Raw genomic sequence first — 15,041 nt, 5'->3', positions numbered from 1 at the left:
GCCTCCCCGCACGTACCCTCGTCTTTTCGAACAAGGAGTCCCAGCCGTGACCGAGCACGTCGAGTGGAGTGAACCGGAGGCCACCGCCGCACCGGCGAACGCCCCCGTCACCCCTGCCGACGCCGCCGACGCGGCGCGGCTCGTCGCCTTCGGACTGCAGCCCAAACTGCAGCCCGCGCGTGACCAGGAGTACACCGAGCTGCTGCGCCGCTACCGCGAGGACCCGCCCTTCGCGCGGCTCGCCGACGCGGTGGCCGCCGGCCTCGGCCTCATCGTCCTCGAGGTGTCCCCGCGCGCGGGGATGGCGGTGACCGCCGCCGAGGACTCGGTCTTCGCCGTCCGCATGGGCGACTACGCCCGCCGCGCCTCGACCGACTCCGGGGACCGGTTCCTGCACGGACTCGCCCACCTCGCCGTGGCCGCGCTGGCCTTCCCGCGCCCCGAGGACCTCGCCGACGACGGCTACATCGGGCGGGTCTCGGTCAACGGCGTCGACGCGTTCGTACGACAGGCCTGCCGCCGCCTGGAGGAGCGGGCCGAGGAGACCGGCGAGAACACCGACCCGGCGACCGACGCCCCCGGGCTGGAGGCGGCCTGGCGGATCTGGGCACGGCGCAGCTCCACCGGGGCCACCAAGGACGCGCGAAGACTGGCCGGCTCGACGACGGGCATCATCGCCAAGGCCGTCGCCTTCCTCACCGACTCCGGGTTCCTCCAGCGCACGGGGGACGACGCCGGCGGGACGTACCGGACGACGGCCCGCTATCAGCTCCAGGTCCGCGACATGGCGGGCAGCGCCGCCATGGCCGAACTGCTGGAGCTGGGCATCGTCCCGGTGACGGACGGCACCGCGAGCCTGCTGCCCGCCGAGGACACCGACGACCTGGAGCTCGTGGCCGGAGCCGGACTTCCGTTCCACTCCTGACGTCCGCCCGCCCTCCCCGGCTCCCCCTCACGACCTCACCCCCTTTCGACTACGAGAGTCCGCCGCCATGTACGAGCTGTCCCGGGTCCGCCTCTACTCCATCGGGCCCGCTGGTGCGCGCTACGCCGACACCGTGCTGGACCTGCGCGGGGTCGGCGAGCCCGTGCCCGACCCGGCGCCCACCCAGGCGGAGTTCTTCGAGGAGGAGCCGGTCGGCCCGCCGCGCCGGCCCGCGCCCGCCGGAGTGCTCTTCCTGGAGAACGGCGGCGGCAAGTCGGTACTGCTCAAGCTGATCTTCTCGGTCATGCTGCCCGGACACCGCAACACCCTGGGCGGCGCCAGCTCCGGCGTGCTGCGCAAGTTCCTGCTCGCCGACGACTGCGGACACGTCGCGCTGGAGTGGCAGCACACGCTGACCGGCGAGTGCGTGGTGGTCGGCAAGGCGAGCGAGTGGCGCGGGCGGCAGGTCTCCAACGACCCCCGCAAGTTCGCCGAGGCCTGGTACTCGTTCCGGCCGGGACCCGGGCTCAGCCTGGACAACCTGCCCGTCGCCGAGGCCACTTCGGTACGGCCGCCCGTCGAGGGCGTCTCCGGGGCGCAGGGGCGGCGGCGCACCATGAAGGGCTTCCGCGACGCGATCACCGAGGCCGGCAAGGCCTACCCGCACCTGGAGGTGCACTGGGAGGAGATCCACGACCGCTGGAACGAACACCTCGGCGACCTGGGCCTCGACCCCGAACTCTTCCGCTACCAGCGGGAGATGAACGCCGACGAGGGTGAGGCCGCCGGCCTCTTCGCGGTCAAGAAGGACTCCGACTTCACCGATCTGCTGCTGCGCGCGGTCACCGACACCCGCGACACCGACGGGCTCGCGGACCTCGTCGGGGGCTTCGGCAACAAGCTGGGACGACGCGCCGAACTCATCGCCGAACGCGACTTCACCGCCGGTTCCGTGGACCTGCTCGGCCGGATCGTCGAGGCCGCCGGGGCACGGGCCCGCGCGCGCGACATCCACACGGGCGCCGAGCGGCGGACGCGGACCCTGGCCCGCCGGCTGTCCGCCCGGGCCGTACGGGAACGGGTGCGCGCCGGTGAGCTCGCCCAGCGCGTGACCGCCGCCGCCTACGCCGTCACGCACGCCGAGGGCGCCCGCGAGCGCAGCGCCCTGATCGCCGCCGAACTCGCCTACCGCCACGCCTCACTGGCCCTCGCCGGGGCCGAGAAGTCGGCCGCCGCGCAGAAGCGCGAGCTCGCCGAGGCCCGCACCCTGCACGCCGCCTGGCAGGTCGCCGAGGCCGTACTGCGCCACCGCGCCGCGGCCGACCGCTCCACCCGCGTCGCCGACGCCATCCGCGAGGCCGAACGGGACGCCGCGCCCGCGCTCGCGGCCCGCGCCACCGCCGCCGTCGACCTCGTCCGCGCACTGCACCGGGCCGCCGAGCGCGCCGAGTCGCTGGCCAACGAGGAGGAGGAGCGGTCCGCGGGTCTCCAGGAGGCCGGGGAGACCGCGCACGCCGACTCGACGGCCGCCGCCACCGCCGCGCAGCGCGCCCGCAGCGAGATCGGACATCTGCGTCAGCGGCTGGCCGAGGTCGAACAGGAGACCGCCGAGGCGGTCCGGGCCGGCTGGCTCGACGACAGCGCCCCCGACGCCGACCCGGCCCGCGCCGCCCTCGCCGCCAGCGACGCGGAGAAGACGGCCGTCGCCGCCTGGGACACCGCGCGCGAGGCCTCACGGCGCGCCGCCGACCAGGCGCGGGAAGCCGCTTCCGCCGAGTCCAGGGCCGAGCTGACGGCCGCCCGCGCGGCGGACGCGGCCACGGCCGCCGAGCGGTCGTACGAAGGCGAGCGGCGCACGGCCGATGCCCTCGCGCGGGAGGAACGGCTCGCGGAGCTGCTCAGCCTGCCGGGCTCCGACACCCGCCGAGGCGTTCCCCAGCCGCGCCGCGACGAGGACGCCGACGTCCCGGCCGACGCGCCGTCCGGCGCACCGCTCGCCCCGGAAGAGCTCGACCGGTACGCGGACGACCTCCGCGGACTTCTCGACGACACCGTCGCCTCCGCCGAGCGACAGCTCTTCGACCTGCGTACCGCGGCCGCCGACGACGCCCGCATCCTCGGGGCGCTCGGCGACGGCGGCCTCCTGCCGCCCGGACCGGACGTGCTGGCCGCTGTCGAATACCTCGGTGAGCACGGCATCCCCGCGCTCCCCGGATGGCGCTACCTCGCCCAGGCCGTCGACCCCGTCGACCACGCCCGCGTCCTGGCCGCCCGGCCCGAACTCGTCGACGGTGTGATCATCACCGACCCGGACACCCACGCACGGGCCCGTGAGGTCCTCGGCGAGGCGGCTCTGCTGCCCCGCTCCACGGTGGCCGTCGGCACCGCCGCCGCCCTGCTCGCCCCCACCCCGGCCGCCGGCACGGACGACGGCGGGGTCTTCCTCGTCCCCCCGAACCCGGCCATGCACGACGAGCACGCCGCCGACGAGGAGCGCCAGGCACTGCGCGCCCGGACCGGTCAGCGGGACGAGGAGATCCGCGCCCTCGCCGCCCGTCTCGGCAAGGACCGGGAGCTGGCCGCGCGCCTCGCCTCCTGGCGCACCGGCTGCCCGGCCGGACGGCTCACCGAGCTGGCCACGGCCGCCCACGAGGCGCGCGCGTTCGCCGAGGAGGCAGAGGCCGAGCTCGCCGAGACCCGCGCCGTCCGCGCGGAGGCCGACGAGACGGCGGCCGAGGCGGCGCACGTCCGCGACGAGCGGCAGGAGGCCGCCCAGAAGGCCCGGCGTGCCGCCGACGCGCTCGCCGGACTCGCCTTCCGGCTGCGCGAACGCGCCGGATGGCAGGTCAACCTCCGCGAACTCGCCGACGAGGCGGCCGAGTCGGAAGCCCGCGCCCAGGTGTGCCTGGAGCGCGCCCGCGCCGCCGACGAGGACCGCCGCGCCGCCCAGCGTGCCGCCGACGACGCCCGCCGCACGGCCCGCGCGCTGCGCGCCGAACGCGCGGAGATCGCCGGCGCCCCCGACGACGTGACCCACGACGGGTCGGCGGCCGCCAAGGACTCGCTGCCCGCGCTGCGCGAGGCCTACCGGGCCGCGTCGCAGCTCTACGAGAAGGTCGGCGTCGGCGCCGACCTGCGCGCCGAGCAGGCACGGGCCGAGAGCGACGAGAGCGCGGCCCTCGCCGAGCTGGACCGGCTCAGCAACAAGGTCCGCACGCGCGCCGCCCAGCTCCTGGAGTCGCCGGACGGCTCGGACGGCCCCTCCCGGCAGGCCGCCGCGGCACGGGCCGAGGAACTGGTGCAGCTCCTGGAGACCCGGATGTCGACCGCGAGCGAACAGCTCGGGCGGCTGCGCGGCGAGGCGGAGCGGCACGCGCCCGAGGAGGGCGAGACGCACACCGAGCTGGCGGAGGAGCTGGTTCCGGTCGACGCCGAGCAGGCCCAGGCCCTGCTCCGCACCGCCACGACCGAACTCGCCTCCCGCACCGAGGCGTTGAACCGCGCCCGCGAGGCACACGCGGAGTTCCTCGACGCCCACCGGTCCGCCGAGGACGCGGCAGGCGGCTTCGACGAGACCGCCGCGCTCCTCCGCGACCTCCTGCGCGAGCACGTCGACGAGGACCAGGACGAGCCCGAGCCCTACCCGGGCACCCTCGAAGAGGCGCGGAACTCCGCCGCCGAGAGCCGCCGTTCACTGCGCGGCTGCGCCGCCGACCTGACCACGGCCGAGGCCACCGTCCGCGAGGCGAGCGACATCCTCGTGCGCCACGCGAACTCCACGCGCTACGAGCAGGTGCGCACCCCCGCCCGGCAGCAGATCCGTGAGCTGCCCGCCTCCTCCCTGCCCGAGCACGCGCAGAAGTGGGCGGACGCGTTCGCGCCCCGGCTGCGTGTGCTGACCGACGAACTGGCGCAGTTGGAGCGCAACCGGGACTCGATCGTGGACCGGCTGCGCGGACTCGTCGAGTCCTCCCTCGCCACACTGCGTTCCGCCCAGCGGCTGTCCAGGCTGCCGGAGGGACTGGGGGAGTGGTCCGGACAGGAATTCCTCCGCATCCGCTTCGAGGAACCCGACCAGGCCACCCTCACCGAGCGGCTCGGCGAGGTGGTGGACGAAGCCACCCGCGCGGCGGTCAAGAAGAACTCCGACATGCGGCGCGACGGCATGTCGCTGCTCTTGCGCGGCGTCAGCGCCGCGCTCCAGCCCAAGGGCGTCGCCGTCGAGATCCTCAAGCCGGACGCCGTCCTGCGAGCCGAACGCGTGCCCGTCGGACAGATGGGCGACGTGTTCTCCGGCGGTCAGCTCCTCACCGCCGCCATCGCCCTGTACTGCACGATGGCAGCGCTGCGCAGCAACGACCGTGGCCGTGACAAGCACCGTCATGCCGGCACCCTGTTCCTCGACAACCCCATCGGGCGCGCCAACGCGACGTATCTGCTGGAGCTCCAGCGGGCCGTCTCCGACGCGCTCGGCGTCCAACTCCTCTACACCACGGGCCTGTTCGACACGACCGCGCTCGCCGAGTTCCCGCTCGTCATCCGGCTGCGCAATGACGCCGACCTTCGCGCCGGGCTGAAGTACATCAGCGTCGAGGAGCACCTGCGGCCGGGTCTGCCGCGCGAGGCCGCCGCAGGGGAGGCCGTGCACACCGAGATCACGGCGACACGGATGTTCAAGCGCCCGGCGCCGGCGACCCCGTAGCGACAGGGCCGCGAAGGCCCGTAGTCCGGTCCCGACCTCGTAGTGCCAGAGCCGAAGGCCGGCAGCCCACCCCGGCCCGGCAGCTCACCCCGGTCCGTCGGCCGACCGGCCGGGGTGAGCAGGCTGTCGGCTCGTCCGCCGGCCGAGGCCGGAGGGGCAGCCGCTCCGCGGTCGGACCGAGGCCCGGAGCGGCTGCCGCTTCCCTACGAGTGCGACAACTGCCCGGCCCCGCCCCGCCTGCGTATCCGCTCCTGGGCCCGCGCCGCGATCCGTGCCTGGCGCCGGGCCTTGCGGCGCTCGCGCCGGAGCGCCCGCGCCGTGCTGCTCGGCACCGACACCACGCCGTTCCGCTGGTTCCACACCTGCCGTGTCACCCACACGTCCAGGGCGGCCCACGTGGCGAGGACCGTACTGGCCACACTGCTGATGACCATCGGGAAGGCCAGCCAGGACGCCGTCACCGTGCACAGGAACGCCACCACGGCCTGGATCAGCGTGACCGAGATGACGAGCACCGCGCGCACCGCGGACGTGCGCACCGGATCGGGCAGCCGGCGCCTGCGCGCGGGTTCCTCGATCCACAAAGGCCGGTAGTACGCCCGCTCTTCGGGCTCCTCGTATCCGTACGTGCCGGCGCGCTTCTCCTCGGCTCGGCCGCCCCCGCGAGCGCCGGTCTCCCGGAGGTCCGCCGCACCGGCCGGGTCCTTCGCCGATCGGGCGCCCGGACGGCCGTGTCCCGTTGCCGGAACCCCGTCGTCCGTTACCCGGGTGGCCAGTTGTGCCGCCTTTCCTGTCGCAACCTCAGCAGCGGGTGCCCCGCTCCGTTCCGCCGTGCCCATCAACTTGTCACTCCCCACCGCCCAGCAGTCCTCTCGCACGGGTGTCTCGCGACCCCCGCCCCCCAGTGGCTGCCCGGCTTGCGTTCTTTTACGCCGACTGAACGCGGCATGCGGCACCTGTGGCCGATTCCGCCCTCAATTCCCGTACTGACAGACGAACGACCTGCCCCGAAGATTCCCGCCGAGCGAAGAATTTCGGCCAAGTGACGAAGTTCCCCGCTTCGACGAGATCAGGCCCCAACTGCCGGATCAGGGGGCGCAATCTCCCCCAATGAACGGACAACTCCCCATGTCTCGTTCCCTGTCGGGCCGGATCCACCCTCCGGACGGTCTTCGAGTTGTCTCTGTGTCAGTAGTAGGCTCACGCCGTTTGTTGACGCACATGTGTGCCCCCGGACCGAGGGGGTCGAGCTGGGGGAGGCCATGCGCTTTCGCGGGAAGTCCATCCGCCGGAAGATTGTGGCGCTGCTCCTCGTGCCCCTGGTGTCGCTGACCGCCATCTGGGCTTTCGCCACCGTGCTGACGGGCCGTGAGGCGAGCCGGCTCTTCAGCGTCTCCGAGGTCGTGCAGAAGATCGGCTACCCGACCGAGGACACCGTCAGGGTTCTCCAAAGGGAACGCCGGCAGACACTCGTCTACCTGGCCGATCCTCGCGCCTCCGACGGACTCGCCGCGCTCAGGCGCAGCCGCGCCGCCACGGACCGCGTCCTGGCCAAGGTCCGCAGGAACGCCGCCGACAAGGGTGTGCGCAAGGAACTCGGCGCGGGCACCGCGGAGCGCCTCACCTCGCTCCTCGACGCCGTCGACGGGATCTCCTCGCTGCGCAGCGGCGTCGAGGACGGCACCTTCGACCGCGTCCAGGCCCTCGGCCTCTACGACCGGCTCGTCGACCCCTGCTACGTCCTGCTGGCCAACCTGCACGTGGTCGACGACGTGGAACTGGACAAGGAGAGCCGCGCCCTCGTCAACGTGTCCCGCGCCCGCGAGCTGCTCTCCCGTGAGGACGCCCTTCTGGGCTCGGCGCTGGTCGCCGGACACCTCACCCGCGACGAACTCCGCCAGATCTCCGACCTCGTCGCCCAGCGCACGCTGCTGTACGACGTCAGTCTTCCGCTCCTTCCCTCCTCGGACCGCGCCCGTTTCGAGCGCTACTGGGGCAACGCCGGCACCGGGCCGCTGCGCGCGGCCGAACGGGCGGTCGCCGCCTCTACGGACGGCTCGCCCAGCGGCGTCACCGCGAGGAGCTGGGACGGCGCGGCCGGGCATGTGCTCACCGAACTCGGCGAACTCGAGGACCTGGCGGGCGACCACTACCGGGACCGCGTCAGGCCCGTGGCCATGAGCGTCATCCTCCAGGCGGTCGCCGCGGGCGTGGTCGGCCTCATCGCCCTGCTGACCTCGCTCTTCATGTCCGTACGCATCGGCCGGAGCCTCATCCGCGACCTGCGGCGCCTGCGCATGGAGGCCCACGAGGCGTCCGGCGTACGGCTGCCCAGCGTCATGCGGCGGCTCTCCGCGGGTGAACAGGTCGACGTCGAGACCGAGGTCCCGCGCCTCGAATACGACAGGAACGAGATAGGCGAGGTCGGCCAGGCCCTCAACACCCTTCAGCGCGCCGCCGTCGAGGCGGCCGTCAAGCAGTCCGAACTGCGCGAGGGCGTCTCCGAGGTCTTCGTCAACCTCGCCCGCCGCAGTCAGGTCCTGCTCCACAAGCAGCTCACCCTCCTCGACACCATGGAACGCAGGACCGAGGACACGGACGAACTGGCCGACCTGTTCCGCCTGGACCACCTGACCACCCGCATGCGCCGCCACGCCGAGGGCCTCGTCATCCTGTCCGGCGCGGCGCCGTCCCGGCAGTGGCGCAAGCCGGTGCAGCTCATGGACATCGTCCGCGCCGCCGTCGCCGAGGTCGAGGACTACGAACGCGTCGAGGTGCGCCGGCTGCCGCGCGTCGCCGTCACGGGCCCCGCCGTCGCCGACGTCACCCATCTCGTGGCCGAGCTCCTGGAGAACGCGACGGTGTTCTCGCCGCCGCACACGGCCGTCCACGTCGTCGGTGAACGCGTCGCCAACGGTTTCACCCTGGAGATCCACGACCGCGGCCTCGGGATGACCGCCGAGGCACTGCTCGACGCCAACCTTCGGCTCGCCGAGACCCCCGAGTTCGAACTCTCCGACACCGACCGGCTCGGCCTCTTCGTCGTCAGCCGGCTCGCCCAGCGGCAGAACGTCAGGGTCTCGCTCCAGCCCTCCCCGTACGGCGGCACCACCGCGGTCGTCTTCATGCCGGACGCGCTGCTCACCGACGACGTCCCGGACACCAACGGCATCGGGTTCCGCCTCGACCGCGCCCTGCCCGCCAAGGGGCGCAAGACCGAGGAACGCCCCGGAGCCACCCTCACCGAGTCGTCGGCGCGGCTGCCCGGTCTGCCCGCCTCGGTCCTCGACGGCCCCGTCGAGCTGGACGCGCCCGTCGATCTGGACACGCTCACCGGATTCCCCGGCGCGCTCGGCGACGACGACAGCGAACGCGGGGGACTGTTCCGTCCGCGGCGCTCCATCGCCGGGGTGCCCGCAGGGCTCCACGAGCAGGCCGGAGACGGCGACGAGGCCGCCCGGCCCGAGGACGAGGACCGCCCGGACGCGACTCCGGGCTCGCTGCCACGCCACCGGACACCCAAGCTCGTCAGCTCCCACGGCCGTCCCGTCACGGGGACCAGGTCGTGGCGGGGCCGGACGGACGAGGCGACGGCCCAGGACCTCGAGTCGGTGCGAGATGCCGGGCCGGGGGAGAACGAGGACCGCCGCGACCGCCGCGTGCCCGAACTCGAAGGCGCGAAGCCACTGCCCAGGCGGCACGGCGAGCGGCCCGCCGTCCCGGCCCGGCGCGCCGGTGATCGCTCCGGCGTCCCCGGTGCGAGGGGAGCCTTCGGCACACCGGGCAGACCCGCCCTCCACGGGGCACCCGGTCCCCGTGAGGACAGCGGCCGCCCGGACGCGTCGGGCCACCACGACGCCCCCGCTCTGCCCCGGCGCACCCGCACCACGGCGTCCCCGGCGAGCCCCGGCGACGAAGCGACTCCTCGCCGCGACACCGCGACCGGGCAGGCGGAAGCCGGTGGTACGGCCCCGCTGCCGCGGCGTGTCCGGCAGGCGAATCTGGCCCCCCAGCTGAAGGACGGACCGGCGCGGCTCGCCGAGCGCGGCCAGGGCCGCGACGGCACGGGGCCGGACCCCGTCGAACGGGACGCCGACGAAGTACGCAGTCGTATGGCCTCGCTCCAGCGTGGCTGGCAGCGCGGCCGCGAAGAGAACGCCGAGGGCGACCAGGCCCAGAACGGCTCAGTACGAGGAACGACAGAGGGGGACGGTCGATGACCGCACCGAAGGCCGCAGGGCCCGCCGCGACGAGTGTGTCCGGCGAACTGAACTGGCTTCTCGACGAACTGGTGGACCGCGTCGCCAGTATCAACAAGGCGATCGTGCTCTCCGGCGACGGCCTTCCGACGGGGGCCTCGAAGGACCTCACCCGGGAGGACAGCGAACACCTGGCCGCCGTCGCCTCCGGCTTCCACAGCCTCGCCAAGGGCGTCGGCCGGCACTTCGAGGCGGGCAGCGTCCGCCAGACCGTCGTCGAACTCGACGAAGCCTTCCTGTTCGTCACGGCCGCCGGTGACGGAAGCTGCCTCGCCGTCCTCTCGGACGCCGACTCCGACGTCGGCCAGGTCGCCTACGAGATGACGCTCCTCGTCAAGCGGGTCGGTGTGCATCTGGCCTCCAGCCCGCGCACCGATCTGCCCGCGGGCGGGTAGTGGGATGACATGAGCGGAGACGGTCAGGGAAGACGCCACTGGTTCGACGACGAGGCGGGCCCGGTGGTCCGCCCGTACGCGATGACCCGCGGACGCACCACCAGCGCGGGCCAGCACCGCCTCGATCTGATCGCGCTCGTGTTCACGGAACAGCACGCCGAGGACCCCGAGGCGGACCATTCGCTGTCCCCGGAACACGTGGACATCGTCGAACTCTGCCGTGACGTCCCCCAGTCCGTCGCCGAACTCGCGGCGGAGCTCGATCTGCCCATCGGAGTGGTGCGGGTCCTGATCGGGGATCTGGTGGATGACGAAATGGTCCATGTGACACGTCCCGTTCCCCCTGCCGAACTGCCGGACGAGAGTATTCTGCGCGACGTGATCAGCGGCCTCCGGGCGCTCTGAGCTGGGCGGAAACGGGGAACAGACGTGACAGGCTGGCAGTTCTGGGTCGACCGGGGCGGGACCTTCACGGACATCGTCGCGCGGCGCCCCGACGGGGGGCTGCTCACGCACAAACTGCTGTCCGACAATCCGGCCCGCTACGCCGACGCGGCCGTCGCCGGCGTCCGTGAACTCCTCGGCCACGAAGGAGACACGGACGCCCCGGTCGACGCCGTGCGCATGGGCACGACCGTCGCGACCAACGCCCTCCTGGAACGCAAGGGCGAGCGCACCCTCCTCGTCACCACCCGGGGCTTCCGTGACGCCCTGCGCATCGCCTACCAGAACCGCCCGGCCATCTTCGCCCGCGCGATCGAACTCCCCGAACTCCTCTACGAGCGCGTGGTCGAGGTCGACGAACGGATCGCCGCGGACGGCACCGTCCTGCGCGCCCCCGACCTGGACGCTCTCGCCGCGTCCCTCCAGGAGGCCTACGACGAAGGGATCCGTGCCGTCGCCGTCGTCTGCATGCACAGCCATCTCCACCCCGCCCACGAACAGGCCGTGGGCGCGCTGGCGACACGTGTCGGCTTCCCGCAGGTCTCGCTCTCCAGCGAGGTCAGCCCGCTGATGAAGCTGGTGCCACGCGGGGACACGGCCGTCGTCGACGCCTACCTGTCGCCCGTGCTGCGCCGCTACGTCCAGCAGGTCGCCGCCGAACTCCAGGGCGTGCGGCTGATGTTCATGCAGTCCAACGGAGGCCTCGCCGAGGCCGGGCAGTTCCGCGGCAAGGACGCCATCCTCTCGGGCCCCGCCGGCGGCATCGTCGGCATGGCCCGGATGTCGCAACTCGCCGGCTACGACCGTGTCATCGGATTCGACATGGGCGGAACGTCCACGGACGTCTCCCACTTCGCCGGAGAATACGAACGGACCTTCACCACACAGATCGCCGGAGTCCGCCTGCGTGCCCCCATGCTGGACATCCACACCGTCGCCGCGGGCGGTGGATCGGTGCTCCACTTCGACGGTTCCCGCTACCGCGTGGGCCCCGACTCGGCCGGAGCCTCCCCCGGACCCGCCTGCTACCGCAACGGCGGTCCCCTGACGGTCACCGACGCCAACGTCGCGCTCGGGCGCGTCCAGCCCGCGCACTTCCCCGAGGTGTTCGGCCCCGGAGGCGACCAGCCCCTCGACGCCGCTCTCGTCCGGGACCGCTTCACCGCCCTCGCGCAGGAGATCCACGAGCGGACCGGCGACGCCCGCACCCCCGAGCAGGTGGCCGAGGGCTACCTGCAGATCGCCGTGGCCAACATCGCCAACGCCGTCAAACGGATCTCCGTACAGAAGGGCCACGACGTCACGCGCTACGCGCTCACCACGTTCGGTGGCGCCGGAGGCCAGCACGCGTGCATGGTCGCCGACTCGCTCGGCATCCGCACCGTCCTGGTCCCGCCCATGGCAGGCGTCCTGTCCGCCCTCGGCATCGGACTCGCCGACACGACGGCCATGCGCGAACAGTCCGTCGAGACACGCCTCGAACCGGCCTCCATGCCCGGCATCCTCAAGACCGCCGACGACCTGGAGAGCGCCACCCGCGCCGAACTCCTCGCCGAGGACGTCCCCGAGCACCGCATCCGGATCACCCGCCGGGCCCAGCTCCGCTATGACGGCACGGACACGGCACTGACCGTCGAGCTCACCGAGCCCGACACCATGACCCACGCCTTCGAAGAACGTCATCGCGCCACCTACTCCTTCACCCTCGACCGTCCGGTCGTCGTCGAAGCCCTCTCCGTGGAAGCCACCGGTCTCACCGAACCCCCCGATCTCTCCGCCCTCGCCCCCGACGAGGCCGCACCCGTCTCCCGCCCCACCGCCACGACCGTCCGACTGCACACGGACGGCGCCTGGCGCGACGTGCCCCTGCACCAACGCCGGCAACTCCCGCCCGGCCGGACCGTCGACGGACCCGCGATCATCGCCGAGGCAGGCGCGACAACCGTCGTCGACGACGGCTGGCGGGCCGCGACGACGGACGACGGGCATCTGGTCATGGAACGCGCGGCGGTCACGGAGAGTTCCGATCTCGGCACTCAGGCGGACCCCGTTCTGCTCGAGGTCTTCAACAACCTCTTCATGTCCATCGCCGAACAGATGGGCGCCCGACTGGAATCGACCGCCCAGTCCGTCAACATCAAGGAGCGCCTCGACTTCTCCTGCGCCCTGTTCGACCCCGACGGAAACCTGGTGGCCAACGCCCCTCACATCCCGGTCCACCTGGGCTCGATGGGCACGAGCGTGCAGGAGGTCGTCCGGCGGCGCGGCGACCGTATGCGGCCCGGTGACACCTACGCGGTCAACGACCCGTACCACGGCGGCACCCACCTCCCCGACGTCACCGTGATCACCCCTGTCTTCGACACGGAGAGTGAGCGGATCCTGTTCTACGTCGCCTCGCGCGGCCACCACGCGGAGATCGGCGGCATCGCCCCGGGCTCCATGCCCGCGAACAGCCGCACCATCGACGAGGAGGGCGTCCTCTTCGACAACTGGCTGCTCGCCGAGAACGGACGGTTCAGGGAGGCGGAGACACAGGCCCTGCTCACGGCGCCCCCGTACCCGTCGCGCAACCCGGGGACGAACCTCGCCGACCTGCGCGCCCAGATCGCCGCCAACCGCAAAGGCGTCGACGAAGTGGGCCGGATGATCGAGGACTTCGGGCTCGACGTCGTCCAGGCGTACATGAGGCACGTCCAGGACAACGCGGAGGAGGCCGTGCGCCGCGTCATCGACACGCTCGAAGACGGCGAGTGCGCCTACGAGACGGACTCGGGGGCGGTCATCCGGGTCCGCGTCTTCGTCGACCGCGAAGCACGCTCGGCCACCGTCGACTTCACGGGCACGTCAGCGCAGCTCGGCACCAACTTCAACGCCCCCTTCGCCGTCGTCAACGCCGCTGTCCTGTATGTCTTCCGCACCCTGGTGGACGACGACATCCCACTCAACGACGGCTGCCTGCGCCCTCTGCGCATCGTGGTGCCGCCGGGGTCGATGCTCGCCCCGGAGCCCCCGGCCGCCGTCGTCGCGGGCAACGTGGAGACCTCCCAGGCGATCACCGGCGCCCTGTACGCGGCCCTGGGCGTCCAGGCGGAAGGCTCCGGCACCATGAACAACGTGACGTTCGGCAACGAGCGCCACCAGTACTACGAAACCGTGGGCTCCGGTTCGGGCGCCGGCGACGGCTTCCCGGGCGCCCCCGTAGTACAGACCCATATGACCAACTCGCGGCTCACCGACCCCGAGGTCCTGGAGTGGCGACTGCCCGTCAGGCTGGAGGAGTTCGCGATTCGACACGGCAGCGGCGGCCCCGGACACTGGCCGGGCGGCGACGGAGCCGTACGGCGCATTCGATTCCTGGAGACGATGACCGTCTCGACACTGTCGCAGCACCGCAAGGTGCCGCCGTACGGCATGGCGGGCGGCGAGCCCGGTGCTCTCGGCGTCAACCGGGTCGAGCGCGCCGACGGCACGGTCACGGAACTCGGCGGAAGCGACGCGGCGGACGTCGGACCCGGCGACGTACTCGTCATCGAAACCCCCGGCGGCGGAGGCTACGGCCCACCGCCGCACGACCCCCATCAAGCAGGAGAAGAGATCGATGATCTTCGGGCGTTCTGAGCGCGGGAAGCCTCCGGTCGAGCCCGTCACGCTCAAGATCCTGGTAGCGGGCGGCTTCGGCGTGGGCAAGACGACCCTCGTCGGCGCGGTCAGCGAGATCAGGCCGCTGCGCACCGAGGAAGTCCTCACCGAGGCGGGCCGGCCCATCGACGACATCAGTGGTGTGGAGGGCAAGCACACCACGACCGTCGCCATGGACTTCGGCAGGATCACGCTGCGCGAGGACCTGGTGCTCTATCTGTTCGGGACCCCCGGGCAGGATCGTTTCTGGTTCCTCTGGGACGAGCTCGCCACAGGTGCCCTGGGTGCCGTCGTGCTGGCCGACACCCGCCGTCTGGAGGACTGCTTCGCCGCAGTCGACTACTTCGAACGGCGCTCCATACCCTTCGTGGTGGGAGTCAACTGCTTCGAGGAGGCCGCCCGTTACCCCGCGGAGGCCGTCCGCCAGGCCCTCGACCTCGATCCGGACGTGCCCGTCGTCCTCTGCGACGCGCGCGACCGCGAATCGGTCAAGGAAGTTCTCATCCGCGTCGTCCAGCACGCGATGGCACAAGCGGCGGCCGCTCGTGAGGCCGTCTCGACCTGACGCCGGCCCGGCGCCGTCACGACGCGCGGGTGCGGCCCGTACCCCCGCCGACCGGGGTACGGGCCGCGGTCACGCCCACGCGCGCGTGGTTCACCCGCCTCCCACGCGC

The 15,041-nt window shown here is 72.7% G+C and carries 8 protein-coding genes; 7 read left to right on the top strand and 1 reads right to left on the bottom strand.

Annotated features, from left to right (window positions below; translation table 11 throughout):
- Positions 1-46 precede the first annotated feature (46 nt).
- Complete coding sequence (locus ACZ4TO_RS38665) at positions 47-925, top strand: hypothetical protein (protein WP_467846091.1); 879 nt, start codon at positions 47-49, stop codon at positions 923-925.
- A gap of 67 nt (positions 926-992) precedes the next feature.
- Entirely contained in the window at positions 993-5,627 is a 4,635-nt protein-coding gene (locus ACZ4TO_RS38660; RefSeq protein WP_468026699.1) for a hypothetical protein, read from the top strand.
- A gap of 203 nt (positions 5,628-5,830) precedes the next feature.
- On the opposite strand, the gene ACZ4TO_RS38655 is transcribed toward ACZ4TO_RS38660, so the two are convergent.
- Entirely contained in the window at positions 5,831-6,466 is a 636-nt protein-coding gene (locus ACZ4TO_RS38655) for a hypothetical protein (protein WP_468026698.1), read from the bottom strand.
- A 423-nt stretch (positions 6,467-6,889) separates the two neighbouring features.
- Between ACZ4TO_RS38655 and ACZ4TO_RS38650 the strand changes: the two genes are divergently transcribed.
- Genes ACZ4TO_RS38650 through ACZ4TO_RS38630 form a run of 5 tightly spaced genes read left to right on the top strand, consistent with a single transcriptional unit; the run spans position 6,890 to position 14,932 of the window.
- Positions 6,890-9,847: a nitrate- and nitrite sensing domain-containing protein gene (locus tag ACZ4TO_RS38650; protein ID WP_468026697.1), complete on the top strand. Its 2,958-nt coding sequence runs from the start codon at positions 6,890-6,892 to the stop codon at positions 9,845-9,847.
- A complete protein-coding gene (locus tag ACZ4TO_RS38645; protein WP_382795489.1) occupies positions 9,844-10,281 on the top strand; it encodes a roadblock/LC7 domain-containing protein in 438 nt (145 codons plus the stop codon). Before ACZ4TO_RS38650 ends, ACZ4TO_RS38645 begins: the two co-directional genes overlap by 4 nt.
- 9 nt (positions 10,282-10,290) lie before the next feature.
- Complete coding sequence (locus tag ACZ4TO_RS38640) at positions 10,291-10,686, top strand: DUF742 domain-containing protein (protein ID WP_468026696.1); 396 nt, start codon at positions 10,291-10,293, stop codon at positions 10,684-10,686.
- Between the two features lie 24 nt (positions 10,687-10,710).
- Positions 10,711-14,346 carry a hydantoinase B/oxoprolinase family protein gene (locus ACZ4TO_RS38635; protein WP_468026695.1) on the top strand — a complete coding sequence of 1,212 codons (3,636 nt, stop codon included), beginning with the start codon at positions 10,711-10,713 and terminating at the stop codon, positions 14,344-14,346.
- Entirely contained in the window at positions 14,327-14,932 is a 606-nt protein-coding gene (locus tag ACZ4TO_RS38630; protein ID WP_382795482.1) for a GTP-binding protein, read from the top strand. The genes ACZ4TO_RS38635 and ACZ4TO_RS38630 overlap by 20 nt, the downstream gene beginning before the upstream one ends.
- Positions 14,933-15,041 lie beyond the last annotated feature (109 nt).

It is taken from the genome of Streptomyces sp. NPDC028298 (assembly GCF_055565895.1).
Note: the sequence above shows the minus strand (reverse complement) of the source record. Positions and strands in the feature narration are given on the sequence as shown.

Bases quoted from the DNA above. Each gene is read 5' to 3' on its own strand.
- ACZ4TO_RS38650 (WP_468026697.1), top strand. From the start codon at position 6,890: ATGCGCTTTCGCGGGAAGTCCATCCGCCGGAAGATTGTGGCGCTGCTC.
- ACZ4TO_RS38655 (WP_468026698.1), bottom strand. From the start codon at position 6,466: ATGGGCACGGCGGAACGGAGCGGGGCACCCGCTGCTGAGGTTGCGACA.
- ACZ4TO_RS38640 (WP_468026696.1), top strand. From the start codon at position 10,291: ATGAGCGGAGACGGTCAGGGAAGACGCCACTGGTTCGACGACGAGGCG.
- ACZ4TO_RS38645 (WP_382795489.1), top strand. From the start codon at position 9,844: ATGACCGCACCGAAGGCCGCAGGGCCCGCCGCGACGAGTGTGTCCGGC.
- ACZ4TO_RS38660 (WP_468026699.1), top strand. From the start codon at position 993: ATGTACGAGCTGTCCCGGGTCCGCCTCTACTCCATCGGGCCCGCTGGT.
- ACZ4TO_RS38630 (WP_382795482.1), top strand. From the start codon at position 14,327: ATGATCTTCGGGCGTTCTGAGCGCGGGAAGCCTCCGGTCGAGCCCGTC.